The organism is Brevibacillus sp. NPDC058079 (genome assembly GCF_042885155.1).
Taxonomy (GTDB): Bacteria; Bacillota; Bacilli; order Brevibacillales; family Brevibacillaceae; genus Brevibacillus.
This window is the reverse complement of record NZ_JBHVSO010000002.1, coordinates 156,986-180,646: the sequence shown is the minus strand read 5'-3', so window position 1 is coordinate 180,646 and position 23,661 is coordinate 156,986. Positions and strand designations below refer to the sequence as shown.

At 44.7% G+C, this 23,661-nt stretch carries 31 protein-coding genes and 2 pseudogenes; 28 read left to right on the top strand and 5 right to left on the bottom strand.

Annotated elements, in window-relative coordinates; genetic code table 11:
* Positions 1-32 precede the first annotated feature (32 nt).
* From ftsY to ACFVS2_RS07350, 23 genes and pseudogenes are all read left to right on the top strand, one after another.
* Positions 33-1,040: a signal recognition particle-docking protein FtsY gene (gene ftsY, locus ACFVS2_RS07460; RefSeq protein ID WP_173617387.1), complete on the top strand. Its 1,008-nt coding sequence runs from the start codon at positions 33-35 to the stop codon at positions 1,038-1,040.
* Between the two features lie 143 nt (positions 1,041-1,183).
* Positions 1,184-1,522: a putative DNA-binding protein gene (locus ACFVS2_RS07455; RefSeq protein WP_390232720.1), complete on the top strand. Its 339-nt coding sequence runs from the start codon at positions 1,184-1,186 to the stop codon at positions 1,520-1,522.
* 10 nt (positions 1,523-1,532) lie between these two features.
* Positions 1,533-2,945 (top strand): signal recognition particle protein, encoded by a 1,413-nt coding sequence (ffh, locus tag ACFVS2_RS07450; protein ID WP_007719715.1) that lies wholly within the window; start codon positions 1,533-1,535, stop codon positions 2,943-2,945.
* Between the two features lie 113 nt (positions 2,946-3,058).
* Complete coding sequence (rpsP, locus tag ACFVS2_RS07445) at positions 3,059-3,331, top strand: 30S ribosomal protein S16 (protein ID WP_007719713.1); 273 nt, start codon at positions 3,059-3,061, stop codon at positions 3,329-3,331.
* A gap of 23 nt (positions 3,332-3,354) precedes the next feature.
* Entirely contained in the window at positions 3,355-3,582 is a 228-nt protein-coding gene (locus ACFVS2_RS07440; RefSeq protein WP_007719711.1) for a KH domain-containing protein, read from the top strand.
* 86 nt (positions 3,583-3,668) lie between these two features.
* Positions 3,669-4,097 (top strand): YlqD family protein, encoded by a 429-nt coding sequence (locus ACFVS2_RS07435; protein WP_144614437.1) that lies wholly within the window; start codon positions 3,669-3,671, stop codon positions 4,095-4,097.
* A gap of 6 nt (positions 4,098-4,103) precedes the next feature.
* Positions 4,104-4,631 (top strand): ribosome maturation factor RimM, encoded by a 528-nt coding sequence (rimM, locus tag ACFVS2_RS07430; RefSeq protein ID WP_173617389.1) that lies wholly within the window; start codon positions 4,104-4,106, stop codon positions 4,629-4,631.
* Between the two features lie 12 nt (positions 4,632-4,643).
* Positions 4,644-5,375: a tRNA (guanosine(37)-N1)-methyltransferase TrmD gene (gene trmD / locus ACFVS2_RS07425; RefSeq protein ID WP_390232717.1), complete on the top strand. Its 732-nt coding sequence runs from the start codon at positions 4,644-4,646 to the stop codon at positions 5,373-5,375.
* 166 nt (positions 5,376-5,541) lie between these two features.
* Positions 5,542-5,889 carry a 50S ribosomal protein L19 gene (rplS, locus tag ACFVS2_RS07420; RefSeq protein ID WP_007719703.1) on the top strand — a complete coding sequence of 116 codons (348 nt, stop codon included), beginning with the start codon at positions 5,542-5,544 and terminating at the stop codon, positions 5,887-5,889.
* Between the two features lie 135 nt (positions 5,890-6,024).
* Entirely contained in the window at positions 6,025-6,588 is a 564-nt protein-coding gene (gene lepB / locus ACFVS2_RS07415) for a signal peptidase I (protein ID WP_390232716.1), read from the top strand.
* A 28-nt stretch (positions 6,589-6,616) separates the two neighbouring features.
* Positions 6,617-7,510, top strand: coding sequence for a ribosome biogenesis GTPase YlqF (ylqF, locus tag ACFVS2_RS07410; protein WP_390232714.1), 894 nt, complete (start codon positions 6,617-6,619; stop codon positions 7,508-7,510).
* An 85-nt stretch (positions 7,511-7,595) separates the two neighbouring features.
* Positions 7,596-8,372, top strand: a complete 777-nt coding sequence (locus ACFVS2_RS07405) for a ribonuclease HII (RefSeq protein WP_390232712.1) — start codon at positions 7,596-7,598, stop codon at positions 8,370-8,372.
* A 40-nt stretch (positions 8,373-8,412) separates the two neighbouring features.
* A complete protein-coding gene (locus ACFVS2_RS07400) occupies positions 8,413-10,305 on the top strand; it encodes a hypothetical protein (protein WP_390232710.1) in 1,893 nt (630 codons plus the stop codon).
* Entirely contained in the window at positions 10,302-10,592 is a 291-nt protein-coding gene (locus tag ACFVS2_RS07395) for an EscU/YscU/HrcU family type III secretion system export apparatus switch protein (protein ID WP_173617395.1), read from the top strand. The genes ACFVS2_RS07400 and ACFVS2_RS07395 overlap by 4 nt, the downstream gene beginning before the upstream one ends.
* On the top strand, positions 10,592-10,969 hold the full coding sequence (locus tag ACFVS2_RS07390; RefSeq protein ID WP_173617396.1) for a YraN family protein: 378 nt from the start codon (positions 10,592-10,594) through the stop codon (positions 10,967-10,969). Before ACFVS2_RS07395 ends, ACFVS2_RS07390 begins: the two co-directional genes overlap by 1 nt.
* Before the next feature lie 340 nt (positions 10,970-11,309).
* Positions 11,310-13,160 (top strand): Ig-like domain-containing protein, encoded by a 1,851-nt coding sequence (locus ACFVS2_RS07385; RefSeq protein WP_390232707.1) that lies wholly within the window; start codon positions 11,310-11,312, stop codon positions 13,158-13,160.
* Positions 13,161-13,256: 96 nt separating this feature from the next.
* Positions 13,257-14,038 (top strand): annotated as a pseudogene (locus tag ACFVS2_RS07380) (nucleotidyltransferase domain-containing protein).
* Positions 14,039-14,075: 37 nt separating this feature from the next.
* On the top strand, positions 14,076-14,630 hold the full coding sequence (locus ACFVS2_RS07375; protein WP_390232705.1) for an NADAR family protein: 555 nt from the start codon (positions 14,076-14,078) through the stop codon (positions 14,628-14,630).
* Positions 14,627-14,956, top strand: coding sequence for a low molecular weight protein tyrosine phosphatase family protein (locus ACFVS2_RS07370; protein WP_390232703.1), 330 nt, complete (start codon positions 14,627-14,629; stop codon positions 14,954-14,956). The genes ACFVS2_RS07375 and ACFVS2_RS07370 overlap by 4 nt, the downstream gene beginning before the upstream one ends.
* A 104-nt stretch (positions 14,957-15,060) precedes the next feature.
* Positions 15,061-15,252 (top strand): hypothetical protein, encoded by a 192-nt coding sequence (locus ACFVS2_RS07365; RefSeq protein WP_007719678.1) that lies wholly within the window; start codon positions 15,061-15,063, stop codon positions 15,250-15,252.
* Positions 15,253-15,268: 16 nt separating this feature from the next.
* Positions 15,269-15,424, top strand: coding sequence for a hypothetical protein (locus ACFVS2_RS07360; protein ID WP_007719676.1), 156 nt, complete (start codon positions 15,269-15,271; stop codon positions 15,422-15,424).
* A 35-nt stretch (positions 15,425-15,459) separates the two neighbouring features.
* Positions 15,460-16,005 (top strand): RNA 2'-phosphotransferase, encoded by a 546-nt coding sequence (locus ACFVS2_RS07355; RefSeq protein ID WP_390232701.1) that lies wholly within the window; start codon positions 15,460-15,462, stop codon positions 16,003-16,005.
* A 101-nt stretch (positions 16,006-16,106) separates the two neighbouring features.
* Positions 16,107-16,253: a hypothetical protein gene (locus tag ACFVS2_RS07350; protein ID WP_390232699.1), complete on the top strand. Its 147-nt coding sequence runs from the start codon at positions 16,107-16,109 to the stop codon at positions 16,251-16,253.
* A gap of 26 nt (positions 16,254-16,279) precedes the next feature.
* Here ACFVS2_RS07350 and ACFVS2_RS07345 read toward each other — a convergent pair whose 3' ends face one another.
* On the bottom strand, positions 16,280-16,717 hold the full coding sequence (locus ACFVS2_RS07345; protein WP_390232697.1) for a hypothetical protein: 438 nt from the start codon (positions 16,715-16,717) through the stop codon (positions 16,280-16,282).
* Positions 16,718-16,735: 18 nt separating this feature from the next.
* Positions 16,736-17,044 carry a hypothetical protein gene (locus ACFVS2_RS07340; RefSeq protein WP_390232695.1) on the bottom strand — a complete coding sequence of 103 codons (309 nt, stop codon included), beginning with the start codon at positions 17,042-17,044 and terminating at the stop codon, positions 16,736-16,738.
* A gap of 233 nt (positions 17,045-17,277) precedes the next feature.
* Here ACFVS2_RS07340 and ACFVS2_RS07335 point away from each other — a divergent pair, with 233 nt between their 5' ends.
* Together ACFVS2_RS07335 and ACFVS2_RS07330 are read left to right on the top strand one after the other, a co-directional pair.
* Positions 17,278-17,754: a DUF2716 domain-containing protein gene (locus ACFVS2_RS07335; RefSeq protein ID WP_390232693.1), complete on the top strand. Its 477-nt coding sequence runs from the start codon at positions 17,278-17,280 to the stop codon at positions 17,752-17,754.
* A 264-nt stretch (positions 17,755-18,018) separates the two neighbouring features.
* Positions 18,019-19,563: a YifB family Mg chelatase-like AAA ATPase gene (locus ACFVS2_RS07330; protein WP_390232691.1), complete on the top strand. Its 1,545-nt coding sequence runs from the start codon at positions 18,019-18,021 to the stop codon at positions 19,561-19,563.
* A 167-nt stretch (positions 19,564-19,730) separates the two neighbouring features.
* Here ACFVS2_RS07330 and ACFVS2_RS07325 read toward each other — a convergent pair whose 3' ends face one another.
* The 3 genes and pseudogenes from ACFVS2_RS07325 to ACFVS2_RS07315 all read right to left on the bottom strand — a co-directional run bounded on the left by ACFVS2_RS07325 (position 19,731) and on the right by ACFVS2_RS07315 (position 21,229).
* The gene (locus tag ACFVS2_RS07325; protein WP_390232689.1) at positions 19,731-20,006 is read right to left on the bottom strand and encodes a hypothetical protein; all 276 of its coding nucleotides are present in this window, start codon (positions 20,004-20,006) and stop codon (positions 19,731-19,733) included.
* 123 nt (positions 20,007-20,129) lie between these two features.
* Positions 20,130-20,381 (bottom strand): annotated as a pseudogene (locus tag ACFVS2_RS07320) (CPCC family cysteine-rich protein).
* A 539-nt stretch (positions 20,382-20,920) separates the two neighbouring features.
* A complete protein-coding gene (locus ACFVS2_RS07315) occupies positions 20,921-21,229 on the bottom strand; it encodes a protease inhibitor I42 family protein (RefSeq protein WP_390232687.1) in 309 nt (102 codons plus the stop codon).
* A gap of 488 nt (positions 21,230-21,717) precedes the next feature.
* On the opposite strand from ACFVS2_RS07315, the gene ACFVS2_RS07310 reads away from it, so the two are divergent.
* Genes ACFVS2_RS07310 through ACFVS2_RS07300 form a run of 3 tightly spaced genes read left to right on the top strand, consistent with a single transcriptional unit; the run spans position 21,718 to position 23,635 of the window.
* The gene (locus tag ACFVS2_RS07310; protein WP_173617406.1) at positions 21,718-22,440 is read left to right on the top strand and encodes an EAL domain-containing protein; all 723 of its coding nucleotides are present in this window, start codon (positions 21,718-21,720) and stop codon (positions 22,438-22,440) included.
* A 29-nt stretch (positions 22,441-22,469) separates the two neighbouring features.
* Positions 22,470-22,826: a hypothetical protein gene (locus tag ACFVS2_RS07305; protein WP_017249346.1), complete on the top strand. Its 357-nt coding sequence runs from the start codon at positions 22,470-22,472 to the stop codon at positions 22,824-22,826.
* Entirely contained in the window at positions 22,823-23,635 is an 813-nt protein-coding gene (locus ACFVS2_RS07300; protein WP_173617407.1) for a CBS domain-containing protein, read from the top strand. Before ACFVS2_RS07305 ends, ACFVS2_RS07300 begins: the two co-directional genes overlap by 4 nt.
* The last annotated feature ends 26 nt before the right edge of the window (positions 23,636-23,661 follow it).

Here is a 23,661-nt window from a genome sequence, read left to right as displayed (position 1 = left end):
TCAATTGATACTACCCGCAAAGGAAGATGAACATGAGTTTTTTCAAGCGCCTTCGTGATGCTATTGTCCAAAAGTCCGAAGAGGTCACCCAGAAGTTTACGGATGGTCTGGCTAAAACGAGAGACCTGTTAGTAGAAAAAGTAGAGGATTTGGTACGTCGCTACAAAAAGATCGACGATGACTTTTTCGATGAATTAGAGGAAATTTTGATTACGTCCGATGTGGGCGTCAATACCGTGATGGAGCTCATTGACGACCTGCGGACAGAAGTGCGCAAGCAAAAAATTGAGAATGCGATCGACCTGCAGCCGATTCTCTCAGAAAAACTGGTTGCCCTTTTGAAAAATGATGATGCTGCGGATACGACTCTGAACGTAGAGGACGGTCGTTTGAATGTCATTTTGTTCGTAGGGGTAAACGGAGTAGGGAAAACGACCACGATCGGTAAAATGGCACATATGTTCAAACAGCAAAATAAAAAAGTGCTGTTGGCAGCAGGTGACACGTTCCGTGCAGCAGCGATTGAACAGCTAGAGGTTTGGGGAGAGCGTGTAGGAGTTGACGTAATCAAGCAGCAACAAGGCTCTGATCCAGCTGCAGTGATCTACGATGCGATTCAGGCAGCGAAATCCCGACAGGTTGATGTGCTGTTGTGCGATACCGCAGGCCGCTTGCAAAACAAAGTCAATCTGATGGAAGAGTTGGCGAAGGTGCACCGCGTATTGCAGCGAGAATTGCCAGGAGCTCCGCACGAGGTCTTGCTTGTTTTGGACGCTACGACTGGGCAAAATGCGCTTTCACAGGCGAAGACGTTTGGACAGTCTGCTGGTGTAACAGGTTTAGTTCTGACCAAGCTGGATGGTACAGCAAAGGGCGGTATCGTCATTGCGATTCGCAACGAGCTGAACATTCCAGTGAAATACGTGGGCTTGGGTGAAAAAATGGATGACTTGCAGCAGTTTGATCCTGAGCAATTTGTTCACGCATTGTTTGCTGGATTGATCCAAAAAGATGAAACAGAACAGCAGGAAAATGCGTAAAAACATAGTGTTTCGAAGATGAAAAAATGATGTCAATAAAAAACCTTGACACTAGGTGTGGAATTAGGTACTATAATCTACGTGCTGTAAAGAAAAAGTCTTTACAGTTCGAAACGAGTACCTCATAGCAAAGGATTGGTTTCATGTTAGAAAAGACCAATCAAGTCAATCTCTTGTTTGACTTTTACGCGCCGCTACTCAAGGGCAAGCAGCGAGAATATCTTGAGCTGTACTATCTGGACGATTTATCGCTCGGAGAAATTGCCGAGATGCATGAGGTCAGCCGCCAAGCTGTTTATGATCATATCAAGCGGGCAGAGAAGCAACTGTTTGAATACGATCAGAAGCTTCGCCTCGCTGAGCGTCATGAAAAGCGCATGGATGTGTTGAATCGCATGAATGAACTTGTAAGTGGGCTTTCGGAGAGCGAGACAAGAGACGAGCTGAATACTTTGCTCCACCAACTGTCAGAGATGGATTAGGAGGGCTCGCATGGCGTTTGAGAGCTTAGCCAATCGGCTGCAAAACGCGTTTGACAAACTGCGCGGCAGAGGGAAAATAGACGAGACCATCGTGAATGAAGCGATGCGTGAAGTTCGTCTGGCCCTGCTAGAAGCAGACGTTAACTTTAAAGTAGTAAAAGACTTCGTTGCTCGTGTCAAGGAGCGCGCAGTCGGTCAAGAAGTCATGAAAAGCCTGACGCCTGGTCAAATGGTGATCAAGATCGTGAATGAAGAGCTGGTCGCTCTGATGGGTGGCAACGTCGCTCAGCTCACGATGGCGCACCGCCCGCCGACCGTCATCATGATGGCAGGTCTGCAAGGGGCAGGTAAAACGACCACAACCGGTAAGCTGGCCAAGTATTTGCAAAAGCAAAACCGCAAGCCGCTTCTGGTAGCGGGAGACATTTACCGTCCTGCTGCGATCAAGCAGCTTCAGGTTTTAGGGGACCAACTCAATGTTCCCGTCTTCACTCTCGGTGATCAAGTCAGTCCTGTCGAAATCGCTCGCCAAGCGATTGAACACGCGAAGACGAATCATCTCGACGTAGTCCTCATCGATACCGCAGGTCGCCTGCATATCGACGAAGCGCTAATGGACGAGTTGAAGCAGATTCGCGAGGTAACCAAGCCCGATGAGATTTTGCTCGTCGTGGACTCGATGACAGGTCAAGATGCCGTCAATGTAGCAGAGAGCTTTAATAGCCAGCTCGAACTGACTGGTGTGGTTCTCACAAAGCTCGACGGTGATACCCGAGGCGGTGCGGCACTGTCCGTCAAAGCTGTCACTGGCAAGCCGATCAAATTCGCGGCGATGGGTGAAAAGCTGGATGCGCTTGAACCGTTCCATCCGGATCGTATGGCTTCCCGTATTTTGGGTATGGGGGACGTACTCAGCCTGATTGAAAAAGCACAGGCATCCGTGGATGAAGACAAAGCACGCGATATGGAACGCCAAATGCGTCAAGGTGAGTTTACCTTCGACATGTTCCTGGATTCCATGCAGCAGCTTCGCAACCTGGGTCCTTTTGAAGATATTCTCGGCATGCTGCCAGGAATGAACAAGATGAAGGGCAAAATGAACGTGGATGAGAAGCAGATTGCCCGCGTTGAAGCGATCGCCAAATCCATGACCAAACAAGAGCGCGCTAATCCTGATTTATTGAATGCCAACCGTCGCAAGCGCATCGCAAGCGGAAGCGGAACGAGTATTCAAGAAGTCAATCGTTTCCTCAAGCAATTCGAGGAAATGAAAAAGATGATGAAGCAATTCTCAGGCGCTGCTGACAAGATGGTCAAGAAGTCGAAGAAAAAAGGCTTCGGATTACCTTTCATGGGCAAAGGCGGAGGCAACAACCAGGGCGGGATGAATTTCCCATTTAACTTCAAACCACCGTTCAAGTAAGTAGGCATGATCTCTTCGCGACACTGACTTGTCAGCTGGCCGCGATGGTTCAGATATAGTAGCACCAACGCAGATGCTCTTCTAGCGTTGATTAATACAGGAGGTGACACAACATGGCAGTAAAAATCCGTCTGAAGCGTATGGGTTCCAAGAAAGCTCCTTTCTACCGTGTAGTAGTAGCTGACTCCCGTTCCCCTCGCGATGGCCGTTTCATTGAAGAAATCGGTTACTATAACCCGGTTGCACAACCGGCAGTGGTGAAAATTGATACCGACAAAGCGGTTCAATGGATCCTGAATGGTGCAGCTCCAACTGATACCGTTCGTAACCTTCTCTCCAAAGAAGGCGTTATGGCTAAAGTGCACGAAACCAAATACGGCAAATAAGTCGGTCATCTGGAGGTTTGATGATGAAAGCGCTGGTCGAAACGATCGCTAAAGCTCTCGTCGATCATCCGAATGAGGTTCGTGTTAACGCAGTGGACAAAGAGCGAACCCTCGTCTTTGAATTGTCGGTACACCCTGATGATATGGGGAAGATTATCGGTAAACAAGGACGAATCGCGAAAGCCCTGCGCACGGTCGTGATCGCGGCATCCGTGGAAACGGACAAGCGTGTCACGGTTGAAATTGTATGAGAAAAGGCTGGGAGCTTTCCCAGTCTTTTTTCTAGTATCCAAGATGCTTATAAACCATGATGGTTTTTCCGAAAGGAGTGGCGAAGGTGCTTACTATATTTCGGACGGTACAGGTTAAACTGATCATTACGGAAGCATCACGGGCTGCTCTCATTGATCAGTATAGCCAACGCCTTCGTTTGCAGCGTAAAGAGTGGGAGCAGTGGCAGTTTCAATCGAAAAAGCTACTAACCGAGGCGAAGAAAAAGTCTGCGGATACATATGCGTTGGCGCAGGAAAAAATAGCGCAGGAAGAGCGTCGACGCAAGGAAAAGATAGATCACCTGACATATACCCTCCAGCAGGTAGAAAATCTCCCAGAGGGAAGCGAGATCGATTACCAGACTGTTCAAAGCCCTGTCACGATTCAAGAGGGCGATGTCTGGGATGAAATGATGTCCGGAACGGAAATCATGATAAAAGATGGCCTGGTACATGAGATTCGGCTACAAACGAAAAATGGGAACAAAGAATAAGGAGGAATGAACACGTTGAGCCAAAATAGTTTTTACGGAGTAGGCAAACTGGTTAATACGCACGGCCTGCGTGGTGAGGTACGTGTAACACCTACGACTGATTTTCCAGATCAGCGTTTTCGCAAAGGAAATGAGCTGTACTTGTTCCATCCGACACTCAGTGAGCCGCTAAAATTGAAAATCGTTTCTCGCCGCTCGCATAAAAATTTTGAGATTGTGAGCTTTCAAGGCTATGAGCATATTAACGATGTCGAAAAGTACAAGGGTGGAGAGTTGAAGATTCCAGCGGAAGCGCTGATGGAATTAGAAGAGGACGAGTTCTACATTCATCAGCTCGTCGGTTGCATCGTAGTAACTGACGAGGGCGAAGAGCTGGGGAAAATTGTGGATGTCATGCAGCCAGGAGCAAACGATGTGTGGGTAGTGAAGGGCAAACGCGGAGAAATCTTGCTGCCGTATATCGATGAATGCATCAAGGAAGTGGACATCGCGAACAAACGTGTGGTCTGCCATCTGATGGAAGGCTTGCTGTAGGAGGAACTTCAGATGCGGATCGATATTTTCACGCTTTTTCCCGAAATGTTTACAGGTGTTTTATCCAGCAGCATTTTGGGAAAGGCAAGCGAAAAAGAACTGGTTGATTTTCACGTCACCAATTTTCGCGATTTCTCTGAGAGCAAGCACGGTACGGTAGACGACACCCCTTATGGCGGTGGCGGAGGAATGGTTTTGAAGCCAGAGCCGTTATTCCGGGCCGTAGAAGCCTTGACAGGAGAGAAAAAACCCCGAGTGATTCTGATGTGCCCACAAGGTGTGCCTTATCATCAGAAGCTTGCAGAAGAGTTAGCGCAAGAAGAGCACCTTGTCTTCATTTGCGGTCATTATGAAGGGTACGACGAGCGAATTCGGGAGCATCTCGTCACGGATGAGATCTCGATTGGCGATTACGTCCTGACTGGTGGAGAGCTTGCGGCGATGGTGGTCATTGACAGTGTCGTTCGTTTGCAACCAGGGGCGTTGGGAAACCAGACGTCAGCTGTTGAAGACTCCTTTTCAACAGGACTGCTGGAATACCCTCATTACACAAGACCGGCTGAGTTTCGCGGCTGGAAAGTGCCAGACACACTGTTGTCAGGGCACCACGCCAATATTGAAAGCTGGCGGTTAAAAGAATCGCTGCGCCGGACAAAAGCACGGCGTCCAGATTTATTGGAAAAGCTTGCGCTGACAGATGAAATGAAAAAGCTATTGGCTGAATTGGAGCAAGAAAAAAAGTAGGGAACAAATAGGAGAAGAGTCTTGTAGTTTTGTGCCCTCTATGTTAAGATATTTCTTGTGGCAATTTTGCCCGCTGACTAAGGCGGTCCGCTACTCGTAACGCAGCCAAGCGGCTGGACCTACGGGTTAGACGAGTAAGAACGTCTATCGGAAGGAGGAAATTCAAATGAACCAAATTATCCGTGAACTGGAAAAAGCGCAACTGAAACAGGACATTCCTGCGTTCCGACCTGGTGACACTGTTCGTGTACACGTTAAGGTTATCGAGGGTCAGCGTGAGCGTATCCAGCTGTTCGAAGGCGTATGCATTCGCCGTCGCGGTACAGGTGTTAGCGAAACATTTACTGCTCGTAAGATTTCTTACGGCGTAGGTGTTGAGCGTACATTCCCAGTACACACGCCTAAGATCGACAAGATCGAAATCGTGCGTCATGGTAAAGTACGTCGTGCGAAACTGTACTATCTGCGCGATCGCGTAGGTAAAGCAGCTCGTATTAAAGAAATTCGTCGATAAGCGTAAAGCTTAGAAAGAGGACTGGCCTGCTTGCCAGGCCTCTTTTTTCCATTTAACGATCTTGAAATAAAATAGTTCATCTTGACATATGTTACAGCTAAGGTTGGACGAGCTTTCATGGGAGGATCGTAAGTCATGAGCGAAGAAATTACCTCCAGTCATAAGAAGAAAAATGAACTATGGGAATGGACAAAAGCACTTGGGATCGCCTTAGTCTTGGCTTTTCTCATTCGTACCTTTTTGTTCGCCCCGTTTATTGTAGAAGGCGAATCCATGGAAAGCACATTACATAATAGCGAAAAATTAGTTGTGAACAAGGCGATTTACTTTTTGCAAGATCCGAAGCCTGGTGAAATCATCGTGTTCCATGCTGAAAAGGAACGAGATTACATCAAGAGAGTCATCGCTGTTGAGGGTGATACAGTAGAGGTCAAAAGCGATCAACTGCTGGTCAATGGCAAAGTGGTAGAAGAACCGTATCTTGCACAATCAAAAGAACAAGCGAAGCAGCAGGGAGAGTCGTTCTTTACCCACGATTTTCCCCCGGTCCAAATACCAGCAGACCATATCTTTGTGATGGGCGACAACAGGTTGAACAGTCATGACAGCAGAGCCATTGGTCCTGTTGCCGTCAGTACGGTTGTTGGTAGAGCTGAATTTACTTTTTGGCCGATTGCGGGAATTCGCTTGACAAGATAACGCAAAGCTTCAAGGTAGGTGAGACATCATGACGATCCAATGGTTTCCTGGCCATATGGCTAAAGCACGTCGTCAAGTAACGGAAAAGCTGAAGTTAATCGATGTAGTCATTGAGCTTCTCGATGCACGTCTGCCGCTTTCCAGCCGTAATCCGATGATTGACGAGATTGTCAGTGATAAACCACGTTTGATATTACTTAACAAAGCAGATTTGGCGGATGAACGGGCAACAGATGAGTGGATTTCTTATTTTCGCAAACAAGGCATTCGCACATTGCCGATTGATGCCCTGAGTGGTAAAGGTGTCAACAAGCTCCCAGAAATGTGTAAGGAGTTAGCTGCTGACATGCTGGCAAGGCGCAGTGAGCGGGGGATGCAAGGTCGTGCCATTCGCATCATGATCTTGGGAATCCCCAATGTCGGCAAGTCTTCCCTCATTAACCGCTTGTCCAAGCGCTCGGTAGCGGCAACAGGTGATCGACCAGCGGTAACCAAGGCGCAACAATGGGTAAAAATGGGCGATACACTAGAGCTTCTCGATACGCCTGGTATTCTTTGGCCGAAGTTTGAAGATCAAATGGTAGGTCTGCGATTGGCGGCAAGTGGGGCAATTAAAGACGAGCTCATCGATTTTACGGAGGTAGCATTATTTGTTATCAGCTATATGATGCACTACTATCCGGAACGCCTGATCGAACGCTTCAAGCTAAAAGAATTGCCTGAGGATCGAGTAGAAATGCTCGAAGAAATCGGGAAGAAGCGCGGATGCCTCGTTTCTGGCGGAAATATCGACTACGACAAGGCAGCGGAAATTTTCCTGCGTGAGCTGCGTTCCGGCAAGCTGGGAACGATCTCTGTCGAGCGCCCGATTGACTGGGAAATGGACGAACCGATAGGTAAGCCAGTATCTTTTCCAGAATAAGCTTTTCAGCCATCTAAAACCTGTCTATCGATATATACGGTAGGCAGGTTTTTTACTATGAGGATCGGTAAGGAGAAATGAGTCAATGAATCTAGCGGATATGTCGATAAAAGAAATACGAGTGGCGATGGAAAAGTTGGACGAGGTACCCAAAGATTTTTTACAATTGCTGAAAGAAGATAAAAGAGCGGGTGTACAGGCTCTAGCGAAGCAGGTGGAAGCAGCGATTGCGCGTCAAGAAAAGCTCGCACAGATGTGGGCTGACATGACTGTATATGAGAAAGCCATGTTTGAGAAGGGGCATCAGTACATATTCGGAGTTGATGAGGTCGGAAGAGGTCCATTGGCTGGTCCAGTGGTCGCGTGTGCCGTGTGCCTGCCCAAGGATTTTTACTTGCCAGGCCTGAATGACTCGAAGAAGGTACCTGTATCCACCCGGGAGGCTTTTTGCGAAATTATTCAAAGGGATGCACTTGCTGTGGGAATCGGAATTGTCGATGCAGCAAGAATCGATGCGATCAATATATTAGCTGCTACAAAAGAGGCGATGAAGCTGGCGATCCAACAGGCAGGTAAATCTCCAGATGCTTTACTGATTGACGCTGTGCAGCTAACCGGAATGGATTGCGAGCAGGTTCCGATTATCGGGGGAGATGCCAAGAGTGTCTCGATTGCAGCCGCATCGATCGTAGCGAAAGTCACCCGCGATCGATTGATGGCCCAGTATGCCGAACAATATCCAGCCTATGGCTTTGACAAACATGCAGGCTACGGCACCCCTGAGCATCTGGCAGCAATCGCTCGATTTGGACCTACACCGATTCATCGCAAGACATTCACTGGCGTAAAAGAACACGCCTAACAAGTGCTAGTAACATATTGCTTACAGGAGGAGGATCTGCATGTTTTCCCCGTCGCAACTTATTCAATCATTCGTGCAAAAAGCACCCATATCCGCTCCGAAGCCGGTTGAGCTTACTCCCGGACAAGTGTTTAAAGGCACGGTAATCAAGCATTACCCGGACAATATGGCGCTCGTACAAGTCGGGGGAATGCAGGTTCAGGCGAAAATGGAAGCAAGTCTGGAACCGGGCCAGAAAGCTTGGCTGCAAGTCCAACCATCAACAGGTGTCGTCACGTTGAAGGTTTTGGAAAGCGTTGGAGAAGGAGCTGGCAAAGACGCATCTCTAGAAGGGCTAATGCGGTCACTAGGGATTGCCGATACAAAAGAGAACAAAGCGATCGTGCAAGCTCTGCTTGGTGCCAATCTTCCTGTGAATAAGGAAACGATACAAGCTTTTTCAGCCGTGGCTGGGCGTTTAGGCGTAGACAATGCCACAATTGAGGCATTCATGACTGCCATGAAACGAAATTTGCCACTGACTCCCGATACAATCGCAGGGCTCAAAGCTTTTTTATCAGACAAGCCAATGGGGCAGCTCATACAAAACCTGCTGCAGCAAGCCTCGCTCTTTTTAGAGGGAGAGGGCCAGACTTCACAACCGACTGGGCAGGTGCCTCAAAGCCAATCACAGCAAGTCCCCGGACAAGCTAATGCAGCAACGGGAGATGTCAAACAGCTTGTTAGTCAGTTAAAAGAAAAGTTGACGGGACTCTCTTTCCTTATCGCGGGTAACGATGGTGCAGACGAGGGACTGGCGGTCAAACAAATGCCACAAGGGAATCAGCCCAATCAAGCTGCTTCTCAGAACGTGACTGGAGGAAGCCAGACTCAGCCGCTGCCTGGGCAGAGCGGTCAGCCTTCATCGCAAGTCCAGACATCGCCTCAACCATCAACGCAGGCTTTCAGTAACATACCATCGCCATCACAAACTGTTTTGTCAACTGTTACCACTGAGACAGTACCTGCACCAAACACTGCAACAAAGCAGGTGGAATCGCAGCAAAACGTCATGACCGGAAAGAGTAATCAGTTGCAGCCTAACCAGACCAGTGGTCCAAGCGTCGAGTCAAAAATCGCTCGAAACGAGCCATTGCCTACTCCTCAGTCATTACAGATGAATCAGGACACGGTCCAAAACAAGCAGATGGCAGAGCAAAGGGCCGTAGTGACAGAGGCGGGGCAAAAAGTCATTCCACAAATGATGTCTCAAGCATCTGGTGCAACGAATGGAGCCACAGCTGCTAACCCGATTGCTGAATTGTTTCGTCATTTAGGCGTAACCCACGAGAGAGAATTGATGGGACAGGCATTTTCACAAGGGGCGATCGATTCCCATTCAGTAAAGCAGATGGATACAGTCAAATCCCTCTTGCTGCAAATCAGTCAAGCGCCAGCTCAGGCACTTCCAACCGCCTTGCGTGAAGCTGCTGATCAACTGCTGCAACAAGTGACCGGACAACAGTTGATGATGGTACAGCCCTCTAACCAAGCTCTGTCTCAAATCGTTATGCAAATTCCGATTCGCCAAGCAGATGGGGATGAGACGGCTTTTGTCCAAATTGAGTCGAAAAAGAAAGGCTCTGGACAGCTTGATCCGGAGAACTGCCGTCTGTTCTTTCATTTGGAACTCCAAAGTATGGGGACAACCATGATTGATGTAAGTATCGTGAATCGAATTGTTAATCTGCAAATTTTTAACGATACGCCATGGGTGGAAGCACTCATTCAAGGGTCCAAGGATCGTTTTGCTGACCAATTACAGGACGTTGGTTACCATCTATCGGCTATGCGAGTCCAGCCAGTCCCGGCCGAGCGCGGGAAGTCGACAAGTCCGATTCAAACCAAAGGCCCCATCCTGGCTGACTATAAAGGGGTTGACCTTCGCGTATGATGCCGCCATCCTCGTCAGAGCAAAAACGCAAACAGGCAGTTGCGCTAAAATACCAGGCGGGTATCATGGAAGCGCCAAAGATTGTGGCAAAAGGCAAGGGGTACGTAGCTGACAATATCCTAAAGACAGCAAAGGAGCATGACATACCGGTACAAGAGGACCCATCACTCGTAGAGGTTTTGGGCAAGCTGGATTTGGACCAACAAATTCCTCCGGAGCTGTATCAAGTTGTGGCAGAAATCCTTGCTTTTGTCTATCGCATCGATAAAGGCGGAGGACCCAAATAATGAGCGATCGCCGCCGTCTTCTTGGTCAAAGAGGAGAACAGCTTGCTGAAAGCTATTTAGTGAACAAGGGTTTCCGTATTGTCGATCGAAATGTTCGAACAAAACGTGGAGAAATGGATTTGATTGCTCTAGACGGGAACTGCTTGGTTTTCATTGAGGTTCGAACGAGGAGCAGCCATTTTTTTGGAACAGCGGGCGAGTCCATTACTTGGAAGAAGAAGCAGAAGCTGCGTGAGCTCGCCATCGAATACTTGCAAAAAACCTCACAGCCAATCCCTGCTTTTCGTTTTGATGTCATCGGGATATACACGGGTACATCTACGCAAGGTGGAGACTTCATGAAACCAGTCATTGAGCATTATGAGAGTGCTTTCTAGGAAAAACGGGCTCTTGACCACGGATATATTGGGGATACGTCTACAGCATCAGTCGCAGAGCCAGCGTACTATGTACTGTACTCGACGCGATGAAACTCCTCCAAGCATCAATATCCGCTTTCCGGCTCAAAAAGCTGGAAAGCATTTTTTTTGATGAAACGGATCGATTCGATTCGTACAGACGAGCCCATAACTAGTATCACTTTTGCTTTGGGATCTGGCTTATCAACAATTGTTTGAAAGAAAAACAAATGTTTTTCAAAAAAATAGCCATTTTGGTGTGACATTTTTCCATCTCATTCGTCAATAGAAGTATAGGAAATAATTTGGAGGTAAAAACATGAAAAAGATTAAGAACAGTTTAATGAAAAACGTCTCCTTAGCGGTAGCAACTATTTGTACTGTTCAGTTTTCAGTAACAGGCATTGCTTCTGCACAAGTTGCGACACCAAAACCTATTGAAGCTTATAGCGTGGTAGCAAGCTCAGTTTCCAATGGCTTGAAAGCAAGCGTAGGCTCAGTAAACGTCACGATTGGGGATTCAGAAACCATTCGCCTTACTTATAATGGCAGCCCTATCGATAACGCATTGGTTGATTGGGAAATTGGTAGCTCTAGCATCGCTTCTGTCAGCAATGGGGTTGTGTACGGTAAGAAAGTAGGAACGACTGTTGTTACTGCTAAATACAATGGTTATCGTGCTACAGTTAGAGTGACTGTTGACAGAGCTCAGACTCTCGAAGCAACGAAAACAGAGGTTTCTGTTAAAAAAGGCAAAAAAACAAACGTTAGTTTGAAATTTGCGGGTAGCAGTCTCCCTGGGTCAAGAGCGACTTGGAAAACCGCGGATAAAACTGTCGCAACTGTTGACGATGGTGAAATTAAAGGTGTAGGCCAAGGTAGCACTGTCATTACTGCTAGCTACAAAGACCAAGAGGTAGAAATCCGCGTTGATGTTGAAGGCGGAAATTCAGACGGTAAGCTGGAAGCAGATGTTACTCAGCTGAAAATGGAAAAAGGCGATAAAGAAACCATTAAGTTGACGTATGACGACGATAAAATTTCTGGTTCAAAAGCAACCTGGAAAACTTCGAAGTCCTCTGTAGCAACTGTAAACGATGATGGTGTCGTTACTGCAAAAGCTAAAGGTACAGCAACGATCACTGCAAAATACAAAGGCTACGAAGTAGAGGTTGATGTTTACGTAGGTACAGACAGTTCTGGTAAACTGGAAGCTGATGAAACCAGCATCTCTTTGAAAAAAGGCGACAGAGACACGATTCAACTAACTTATGATGATGACAGATTGTCTGGATCAAAAGCAACCTGGAAAACATCCAACTCCAGCGTGGCAACTGTTGATGATGGTGTCGTTACGGCAAAAGGCCAAGGAACTGCTACCATTACAGCAACATACAAAGGCGATAAGGTCGAAATTCGTGTTAAGGTCGATTACAACAACTCTGGTAAACTGGAAGTAAACGACAGCACGGTCTCCTTGAAAAAAGGGGAAAGAGAAACATTAACATTGAAATATGATGGTTCCACCATTAGTAATTCGAATGCATCTTGGTCCACATCCCGATCCTCAGTAGCAACAGTAAGCAGCTCTGGTACGATTACAGCAACAGGTAAAGGTAAAGCTACCATTACCGCTCAATACAAAGGCGAAAAAGTAGAAATTGAAGTGACTGTCGATAGCTCCTCAGGAATGCTGGAAGCAGACGATACGAGCATCACCTTGAAAAAAGGCGAGAGAGAAACTGTAAAACTGAGATATGATGGCGACACAATTAGCAATTCAAAAGCATCATGGAAAACCTCTAAATCTTCTGTCGCAACCGTTACCAGCAGTGGTACGATTACAGCAAAAGCAAAAGGAAAGGCAACCATTACCGCTACGTATAAAGGCGAAAAAGTTGAAATTGAAGTGGAAGTTGGCAGCAAAGGCTCAAGCAAGCTGGAAGCAGATGACACAAGCATTACCATTAAAAAGGGTGACTCTGAAAAGATCAAACTCACCTATGATGGCGATGACATCAGCAGCTCTAAAGCAAAATGGAAGTCGAATAAATCTTCCGTAGCTTCAGTATCCAGCAGCGGTTCGGTAAAAGGTAAAAAGAAAGGTAAGGCCACTATTACAGCTGAATACAAAGGCTATGAAGTGGAAATCGAAGTAACAGTAAAATAATGGATGGCAGGAAACTCGCTGAATCTTAATTGGTTCAGCGAGTTTTTTTCCAAGAGTAAGGAAACCCTGTTATTTGTTGTGGAGGAGGAATGACTCTTGAGAGAGATCATCTTGGAAAAGTTAAAAGAAATCGAGCAAGCGCATGACTTAAAAGTATTGTTCGCCGTTGAATCAGGAAGTCGGGCATGGGGATTTCCATCCAAAGATAGCGATTATGATGTACGGTTTGTCTATGTGAAGAAGCCAGAATGGTATTTGTCCATTGACGACAAACGGGATGTTGTAGAAGTACCGATCAATGACCTTTTAGATATAAACGGCTGGGATATTCGAAAAGCGCTTAAGCTATTTCGAAAATCGAATCCGCCCCTACAAGAATGGCTTGTATCAGACATTGTTTATCTCGATACACTTGGCTTTCGAGATGAACTGGAAAGGTTGCAAGGGGAAGTATTTTCGCCCAAGGCTTCCTTGCATCATTACCTCAGTATGGCAAAAGGGAATTTTCGGGACTATCTGCAAGGGGAGCAAGTCAAAATCAAAAAATACTTTTATGTGTTACGCCCGATTCTCGCATGCATCTGGATCGAAACGTATCATACGAATCCCCCCATTGGATTTGATCGGTTAGTTACAGAGCTGATAACCGATTCTACGTTAAAAGGTAAAATTTCTGAGCTGCTCCAAAGAAAAATAGCTGGGATGAGTTGAACTTGGAGCCAAGGATCGAAGAGCTTCACCATTTTATTGAGGATCAAATAGAGCGTCTGACTGCACTGACTAGCCAATATACAAATGATCTGGAGGACCCAACAGACAAGCTGGATGAGGTATTTCGGAAGTATTTGCACAGGGCGTGGCTAATCAATTCGTTATGATGGAATCATTATGATGGATACGGAGGTACAAATATTCATGAAGGATCATATCCGAAAAGGTATTAAGCAACCTCTCGAAATTCACTTTGATCAACCAGATAAACCATACGGCTGCTTCTCCAATTTCTCTAGTCACCCAGTAGAGTTGGAAGGGGAACTTTGGACAACTTTGGAACACTATCTGCAAGCCAAGAAATTTTTAGGGACTACCCAAGAAAAAGAGATCATGCGCAAGGCATTACAAGCAAAAGTAGAACAGTACCCTGTCATTCGTGAAATTCTGCTCTCTACTGGGGATGCCACCTTAATCGATTGTACGAGCAACGATTCAGACGTACTAGGAAGATTATGGATGGAAGTGCGTGAAAACCTAGATGGGTACCAACCGCATTTCTATTTGCCGCCATGGATTGTGTTTCCAGAAGAGCATCCTTATAGTTTGTGTTGGCGGATGGGATTTGGTGAGGACTATCTCATGCATTATTGGCCATGGCTAGAGGAAATGAGTGTGGATGCCAGGAAAGAGTATGACGCTTATTTTCCGGTACCAGAGGAATGGCAGTTTGAAGATTTGGATGAGGAGGAAGAATGAAGCTACTGTTCATTTGCAGCAGAAATAAATGGAGGAGCTTGACGGCAGAAAAGATTTTTCATGGGATCAATGACTATGATGTAAGATCAGCAGGTACTGAAACTGGGGCCCGTATTAAAGTAACAAGTGGCCTTATTGGATGGGCTGATCTCATTTTTTGTATGGAGAAAAAACATGTAAGGCGGTTACTAGAAAAGTTTAGCTCGGAACTGATGGATAAAAGGATCATTTGCTTGGGTATCCCCGATGAATACATATACATGGATGAGGAACTAATCGAGATATTAAAATCGAATGTTTCCGCATATATAGAGATTCCAGATTAAGCTGTTATTATCCGTTGTCGATGTATACCGGATTATTATGTATAATGGGGATGATATGGCTCGATCGCACTATCCATACTTATCGTAAAGCGAGGATTTTCACCATGAAGAAAAAACTTGTACTGGTTCTAGATGTTGAAGTAGCAGACAAAGCTGATATGCAGCAACTGGCAGATTCTATGTCCACAGCTATTCAATCCGTGGAAGGGATTGCCTTGCAAGACCTAGTCATGTTTGATAACGATGAAAACAATGCTGACAAGCTAATTGCTAACATAAAAAAAGAAATGTCCTAAAGAGGAGAGCAGTCCTGTGTTTTTCGTTTATGTTCTGGCTTACCTGATCGTTGCTCTCCTCTATGGATTTTGGACGATGAAAAGCCAACAGCTATGGGTTCGACTAACAGGAAATTTCATCGTTCACCTATTTATTGCTGCAATAGTGAGTCTCGGTTACTTTTTTGCGTAAAGAAGTGGCTATGACCTGTAATGGGAGATGAGTGTATGGATTATCAAAAATTGAGTAAAGAACTGTCCTATGCGCTTCGTCATGCCCCCCATGAATATGAGCTTGAGTTAGACGAACAAGGATGGGTACCGATTAAGCAATTGCTTTTGTCACTTCATGAACAGCGCAAGTGGCGAGCGGTTACCGAAGAAGATTTACATACGATGATTGCGTTATCCGAAAAAAAGCGTCATGAGATCAATCAAGGCAAAATTCGCGCCCTCTATGGACATTCAGTGCCGCAAAAGATCCAAAAGGAAGAAAAAGAACCGCCTGCGTATCTTTTTCATGGCACGCCGCAAAGATTCCTCGATTCTATTTTTGCTAGCGGGCTTGTTCCAAAAGGAAGACAGTATGTGCATCTGTCTGAAGACGTCCAAACAGCCCAGCAGGTTGGGAAAAGACGAGACGATCATCCCGTACTTTTGCGAATCGATGCGAGGCAAGCCTGGCAAGATGGTGTGAAGTTTTACCATGGAAATGAGCTCGTTTGGTTAGCAGATCACGTGCAAAAAGAATACATCACTGTCTATCAGAAGTAGCTCGATTTGCTCAAGAAAAAACAACACAGCATGAGAAAAGACTCGCATTCGAACGCGGGTCTTTTTTATATCAACGTTAATCGTAAGGAGGTAAAAGCGGCATGGAATCGTTGTTTGCTTTTCTACTGTTGGTAGGACTTTTTGCAATCTACGACGCGATTCGGAGGTTGAACCAGAACATCGTAACGCAAGTGGATCAAAACCGACGAATCATTGAACTACTGAATGAATTGAAGAGAAAGCAGTGAGGTTAAGGCTGACTGAGCACGACTGGTCAGTTGTCACGATAGGGTATTGATGGAGCCATTCTGAGCAGTTTTCTTACGTATTCCGCATGATGATTACCAGAATGGTAGGAAACTTCTCCAACGAATTTACGTAAAACGGCTACATATTTTGGAATCAGGACCGAGATGACAAAATCCGCATTGTATTTGTCTTGTTCGTAGTCGATGAGTGGAAAATCACTAATCAGGAGTAAACTGTAATTACATCCATCCGGAACGGTGTGATCCCATTCTTGAAGATTTTCAGAAAGATACGGCCAAGATATATTGATCTGAATGTGGTCTCGATCATAAGTCCAGGACCAGCGATTATCGTTTTCCCCATCATATTCAAATGGTTTCAGCGATAAGACACGTTCTAAATCGTTGGATAAAGTGATGAGGTCTAGGTCGCTGTAAAAGGAAATGCGTTCAAAAATTCTCAATCCAGTTCACCTTCGTCTTTACGCTTTTTCATAAAGATAAAGAATACCGTCGTCGATCGACCAACTATGTAATGAATGCATCCAATCGCTTGTATGCGAGGGTAAGTATTTTTCGAGGTCATTTACGATTTTTTCCCAATCTTGATCACTATCACTAATCTCAATGAACTCACCGTATACCAAGTCAAAAACGAGGTAACCCATTTCGTACTCAATGCAATCGATCTTATAGTAAGAGACACTGTATACTTCGTCCCAGTCGATCTGAACAGGTTCAGCATGTTCGTAGTGGATGGAAATTTGATGGCGATCAACAGTAAAAATCAAAGAGAACCAACTCCTTACCTGTTTATTTGCAGTATACCTGTTGGAGTGAAAGTTTTCCATAAATGTATGGTGGAGTGGCAGATGCTTGGGGAGAGTGTAGACCTTTTTAGTCAACTGCCTAGCAAAATCAGAGAGATTCGTGTGTAGGGAGTAGGGAAGGTGAGCGGAAACATGAAGCTGCATTCCGTTCACAAACAGGAATAGATCAATAATAAATCCAGAGGAGATGTAAAATGAACAATTGGATTCCATTGTCGGATGAGCAATATCGTCTGGTTTGGGGTAAATTTTATAAGGATTTCAATTTCAAACCAAGTATCCATAGCAGTGATTGGCCTTCCTTTCGTTTACCGATTCCTTTTGTTACTTTTGATATTACTGAATATACGGATGACGATATCGATGATCTTGAGGAGAAGTGTGTTACCAACCTTAGGGCGGTGACAGGGTCTGACGACTATATCTATGCACTTGATTGGCAACACGAATCCTATCGTTATAATCCTCATCTAGAGAATGGCAATGTAAGTAGAAGGATAGGGTTTTACCCAGATGGTGATTATTACTTCTTTTTGAATAAAGATTTTATGTGGGGATACTTAGGGCATCCCTGGGAACAATCTATTAGTATTTTTGGTGAAGACCTTATTTATCAGTTTGAAACCAATAGACCAGCTATATTTGGGAAGATAGTACGTAGTAGTCGATGAAGGATTAGTCTAAATAGCTCTTATATCGAAAACAACATTAATGGTAGCCAGATGCTAAACTCCATTTTTACATGCGTTTTTTTATAAGATTACAATTATGCCTTTTGATTACTGCTCAAGAGGTTTTGCTGATTTATATCGAATTAACAGTAGGTAATTGGTACTGTTTTCCAAACTATATTGAGGAACGCCTAGGCAAAAGCTCCAATTTACTTGCCCACCCCCTCTATCTTTTTCTACCCTATAACCAGAGGGGGAGAGAACATGTACGCATGCAGTTATTCAGGCACGGTGCTCGGCATAGATGGAATGATCGTCACTGTAGAAACAGACATAGCAAATGGCTTGCCTCAATTCGATTTGGTCGGACTCGGCGGTTCAGCAGTAAAAGAAGCAAGAGATCGTGTTCGTGCTGCCTTGCGTAACGCAGGATACGACTACCCAATGCAGCGGATCACTGTCAACCTGGCACCAGCAGACCAGCGTAAGGAAGGCTCTGGCTTCGACCTTGCTATTGCCTTTGGAATTTTACTCGCCTCGAAGCAAATGCTCCCTAGAGCAGAGAGAATCCTCGTTCTAGGAGAGTTGGCATTAGACGGTTCTCTTCGCCCTGTAACGGGTGTACTCCCCATCCTGCTAGAAGCTAAAAATGCAGGATTTACCCACGTGATTCTCCCCGAACAAAATGCAGCGGAAGCACGGCTCGTTGACATTACCGTATTGCCTGCGAGTAATCTGGAAGAGGCTGTGAGCTACTGGAAAGAAGGCCTTCATAGTAAAAACTCAGACTATATTTTTCCCGAATCGGAGATAGGCAAGACAAATGCGAACCAGCTGCCTCACGACTTTGCCAATGTTTACGGACAGCAATTTGTAAAACGTGGCTTGGAGATCGCAGCAGCTGGATTTCATAATGTGATTTTGGTGGGGCCGCCAGGTTCAGGGAAAACTCTTTTAGCTACTTGCCTGCCTGGTATCATGCCGAACATGACTATTCATGAATCTTACGAAGTGACGAAAATATACAGTATTGCTGGTCAATTGAAGCGGGAGAGTGGGCTTATCGAGGAGAGACCTTTTCGTGCCCCTCACCATACGATTACCGCTACTGCACTAATTGGCGGTGGTGCGCAAATCCCGCGTCCGGGAGAATGTAGTTTGTCTCACGGTGGGATCCTCTTCCTTGATGAGATGCCCGAGTTTTCTCGACATGTATTAGAGGTACTACGCCAGCCGCTGGAATCAGGGGTTGTCACGATTGGACGATCTAAGCAGGTTTTTACCTTTCCTGCTCGGATTCTGTTAATCGGTTCTTGCAATCCTTGTCCTTGTGGATTCTTTGGTACTCGAGAGAAGCAAACCTGCTCTTGCTCTCCTCAACAAATCTACAAATACCGCTCAAAGCTCTCAGGTCCCTTGCTAGACCGCATCGATCTGCACATCGAGGTGCCGAGAGTACCCGTTCAACTTCTTCACAACAGAAAAGCAGAGGAGTCCTCAAAAGACATTCAACGTAGAGTAGAACAGGCGAGGGCTGTTCAATGCGAAAGATACCACTATCGTCCGGGATGTCCTTTTAACAGTGTGATGAATGGAGAAGAGCTGCGCCAATTCGCTCAGCTGGATAAGGAAGCACAAGAGATGCTACAGCTTGCCTTCGAGACATTAGGTTTGAGTGCAAGAGCATACGATAGAATTGTAAAAGTGGCGAGGACAATTGCAGATTTAGATGGGGCTTCTCGTGTAGATGCTGCACATGTAGCAGAAGCAATTCGCTACAGAGCCTTGGACCGAGGGCTACTTTTTTAAGAGTCCTGAATATATAAAAAACCCGTTAAATTTTGACGTCTCAGTGCTAATACATCAAAGAAATGGACATTTACCCTCCTTACTATGGTGAAAAGAAAGAACATAGATGCCTGAGGAAGAAACCATCATTTTCATTAATATTAGGCGTATACATGTAAATTTTAACCTCATTCAGACTCACTAGTTTCATCAAACAAAGTTTTATCCTCAGCAGTAAATTCTAATCGCAAATGAATACGGTACAAGATTTCAATTACTTCAGCAAATCCAAGCAAGAATATAGAAGGAATGATGGAATAAAACACACTGGTTAGAAAATGAAGAAAATTATCATTAAGATCGTCGAACCAAATATATAACCCGACGATAAAACCAACTATAGTAATAACAGACGCCAGAATCCGAATCCATCGAGCGTATTTATTTGTATAGCGTTTGAACAATACTCTCAACTCCAAGTATCCAATTTTGTGGAAAGTAGAAATTCTCAACATTTTGGTTAAGAAAACAGAGTAGGGCAGTAGTTATCACTCGCATCATTACATTTAGTCTCAAGTAAGTGGCATTCATTTTTTATCTTTTTCGTCATCGTATGTAGGCTTTCTAACAAATGGTTTGCCTTGATCTTCGCAAGCCCCAAAACGAATAAAGGTTCCTTGTACCTCTCGGAGGGATACTTTGTTTGCTCCTCTATCTGAATCTGGGTCCATAAATTGAAGGAGATCACCCTCTCAGAAGCAAAATGAACAGACATCAAATTCTCCATCATGGTAGAGCGATTTATAACCGCAACATGGACAAGTAAATTTTGTATTCATTTGAATTTGCTCACTTCCTAAAACCAAGAGATAATTTTCTCAGCAGTGAATCAACTATCTTGCCATAGCAAGCAATCTATAAGAAAAAAAGATCCATACGATCAACAATGATCCAAAGACTGCATTTCGCCTATAATCCTTATTGTTGACAATTTTCTTCATAATAAATGTAAAGTTAACAAAGAACAAAATAGCAAGAATAGGATTAAGGTACAACGCAGTAAGAATAATGAAAGTCATACTATTCACCTCATCCAAATTATACCATACGTGTCTGGATGATTATCAATTTGCGCGCAGTTTGAATCAGTATGCTGATCATGCTCCTTCTTTGCTCCTCAACTAATGTTGCTTCGATGCACAGTTTGCTTTACTGCATGGTCACGTCTGCATAGATGTCAACGCTTGTCCAAATGTCACATAGTTAAATTGTCGAGGAAAAACGTTTAGTCTGCATGCGCCTGTAAATGAACACAGCACATACAGACTAACTACTTCACTACCAAGTAAGTAACAGTAAGTATTTTTTAAACATAATCCTATACAACCGTAACAACATAAAACACAAACTCCCCGCAATCTCCACTATCCCAAGGCCGACAATACTTCACTGAAATCGACGTCATTCCTCGCCGCAAAGCCTGAAAGGACATCACTTGATGTCCCTCTTGCCCAATACGAGCTGGCGATGGTGGAGGAACAAAATGATTCGCATGCAACGATAAAAAGCGAGCATCCACTGGATTAGACAAGTCCCACTGGTAGCCGGTAGAGGGATTTGCCACTAGCGTAATCGTGAACAAGTGGCCTTCCTGCACTTGCAGTGTATACGTTGAGGTCTTGACCACTGGCTTTCCCCCTTTGGATGATGTCGATACCCATTTTCCATACCGTATGAAAAAAACTTGATAGCTGCTAATGACAAAACAAGCAGTAAAAAATTTATTATCATTTATTTCATGTGATTCAGTGCGTTTACAAGTTGTGGAATTACTTGATACATCTATCATTTTGCGAAAATATAACGATAGAAAATAGCCATTATACGTACAATGTTCCTAATTAATTTGAAACAATTAGTATGATCTGGAAAGGAATATGCAAGATGCTGGCGAATATGTAGGGACAAAGACATATATTGTCGAAATGTCTGTTGTTATTTGTAATCTTTATTACCTAGTTGGTGTTATGACTAGAAATATCCAGAGAGAGTAGAATTTCTTTTGCTCGTGCATGTAGGTACATTTCCCAGCACTTCCATGGCGCAGAATATCTCGCGCATGGAAGAAGCTTTTTCTTTGTGTTCATACTTGCTAGGAAAGGGAAAGGAAAATTGATGGAGAGCATTGCAGAATTATTTAAGAAAAAAGAGTACTACCACGCATTTCAGCCCATTTGTCAGCTTCCTGAGAAAAGTAGGATAGGGTATGAAGTATTACTTCGCAGTAAAGCGGGGATCCATCCAGAGGCATTGTTTTCTTTGGCGAAGGAAAACAAAAAGCTACCAGAACTCGACGCTCATTCCCTGCATTATGCGCTCTTGACTTTTTTTCATTCGTCGATTGAACACAAAAACGAGCTTTTATTTGTGAATATTTTTCCTTCTACCATAATAGAAGACACATTTCCTGGCTTCATTCAAAATATCGCTGGTTCCTTTCGTCCCTTTTTAACCCAAATCGTTTTGGAGATCAACGAATCGATTATGGAAGGAGAATGCTGGAGCGAACCCGTTTTTACACGACGCATAGCTGAATTGAAAAAGTTGGGGTTCCTAATTGCGTTGGATGATGTCGGAGATGGCGCAAACATATTCAGTAAAATTGAAGATATCTCGCCTGATTACATTAAAATTGATCGCTTTTTTTCGCAAGAGCTCTCGAGTTCATTAGAAAAGCAAAAGACTGTAAAATTGTTTGTCGATTTTTGCAAAGATGCACCTCAACTCATTCTCGAAGGAGTTGAAGAAGAAGAGGATTTTGCTTGTGCTTCTTTATTGGGCGTTGCAATCGGCCAGGGGTACTTGTTTGGTAAACCAGGCAGTTTGCCGGACGAATAAGAGGGCAATGCAGAATTGGAGGAATTTTTATGGCTAGTGATAACAACGTATATTCGCGGAAGGCAACGCTTTCCTTAAAAATATCCGAGTTTGAAGTCCCTCCGATGCAAGATCTGTTGATCATCGGACGGAAAGCACCAATTGGTCCTGAGGCAGTAAGGAGAATGGCGGATGCACTTTCACCAGAGCAGTTTACCTTACTGAAAATGAATCATCCAAAGATTGAGGCGGTTTTGTTAAGAAATACCCTTTTGCAAATGATTGATGAAAAATTGTTGATGAAAATCATTCTGGAAGAGGCAGAGCGTATGATTAGCGACTCTATGGTTCTGCGATCTGAGTTGAAAATAGCATTGTCTGTTCAACGAGAGGTGGATCTGTTATGAACATCTCCGACATCATGACGACGACGATTTGTACCATCACCTCTGACAAAAGTGTCTCTTATGCGGCGGAGCGAATGAACGAATCTCATGTTGATTCGTTAGTTGTCATGGATCACGGAGAGGTACTGGGAATGGTTACGACGAGAGATGTTTTGTCAGCTCATCCAAACCGAATCGTTGCCGATGCCATGAGTAGTCAGCCGTTCTATCTGTCAGCCAATCACAATGTTTGGGAGGCCTATCACGCGCTTCATCAAGAACAAAATGGGCTTGCTTTAGTCAAACAAGAGGATCAACTGATCGGATTCATCACAAAAGAAATCGTAGAGATGAAAATAGCAGAATATCGAGACCCATTATCGGGTTTGTATCGCGCTCCATATATCCAGTTTATTGGGGAAAATTTTTTAAAGGAGCGAAAACCTTTCCATTTGCTTTTCATCGATTTGAACGACTTTGGTCGAATTAATAAGCTGCATGGCCATCCATTTGGGGATGATGTCATCCGCACCTATTCTTCGGTCCTCTCTTCATTAGCTGAAGAACAGGGAGATTACTTATGTCGTTATGCAGGGGACGAGTTTGTTTTGATCTCTACGATTTCCGATGAACAGATTCAGGAATACATTACGCTCATTAAACGTCCAACAAACGTTCTGGATATCTTCGTATCTGCAGCTGTTGGTCATGTGAACGGGTACCAAACACCAGACTTCTTCGCCAGATCGTGGCGGGAATTAATCGCGGAAGCAAGTTTAGGCTCCTCAGCTGCCAAATTATCCAAAACACTTACTCCCACAGTGGGATAGGAAAAGTATAGTTTGCCAGCAATGCG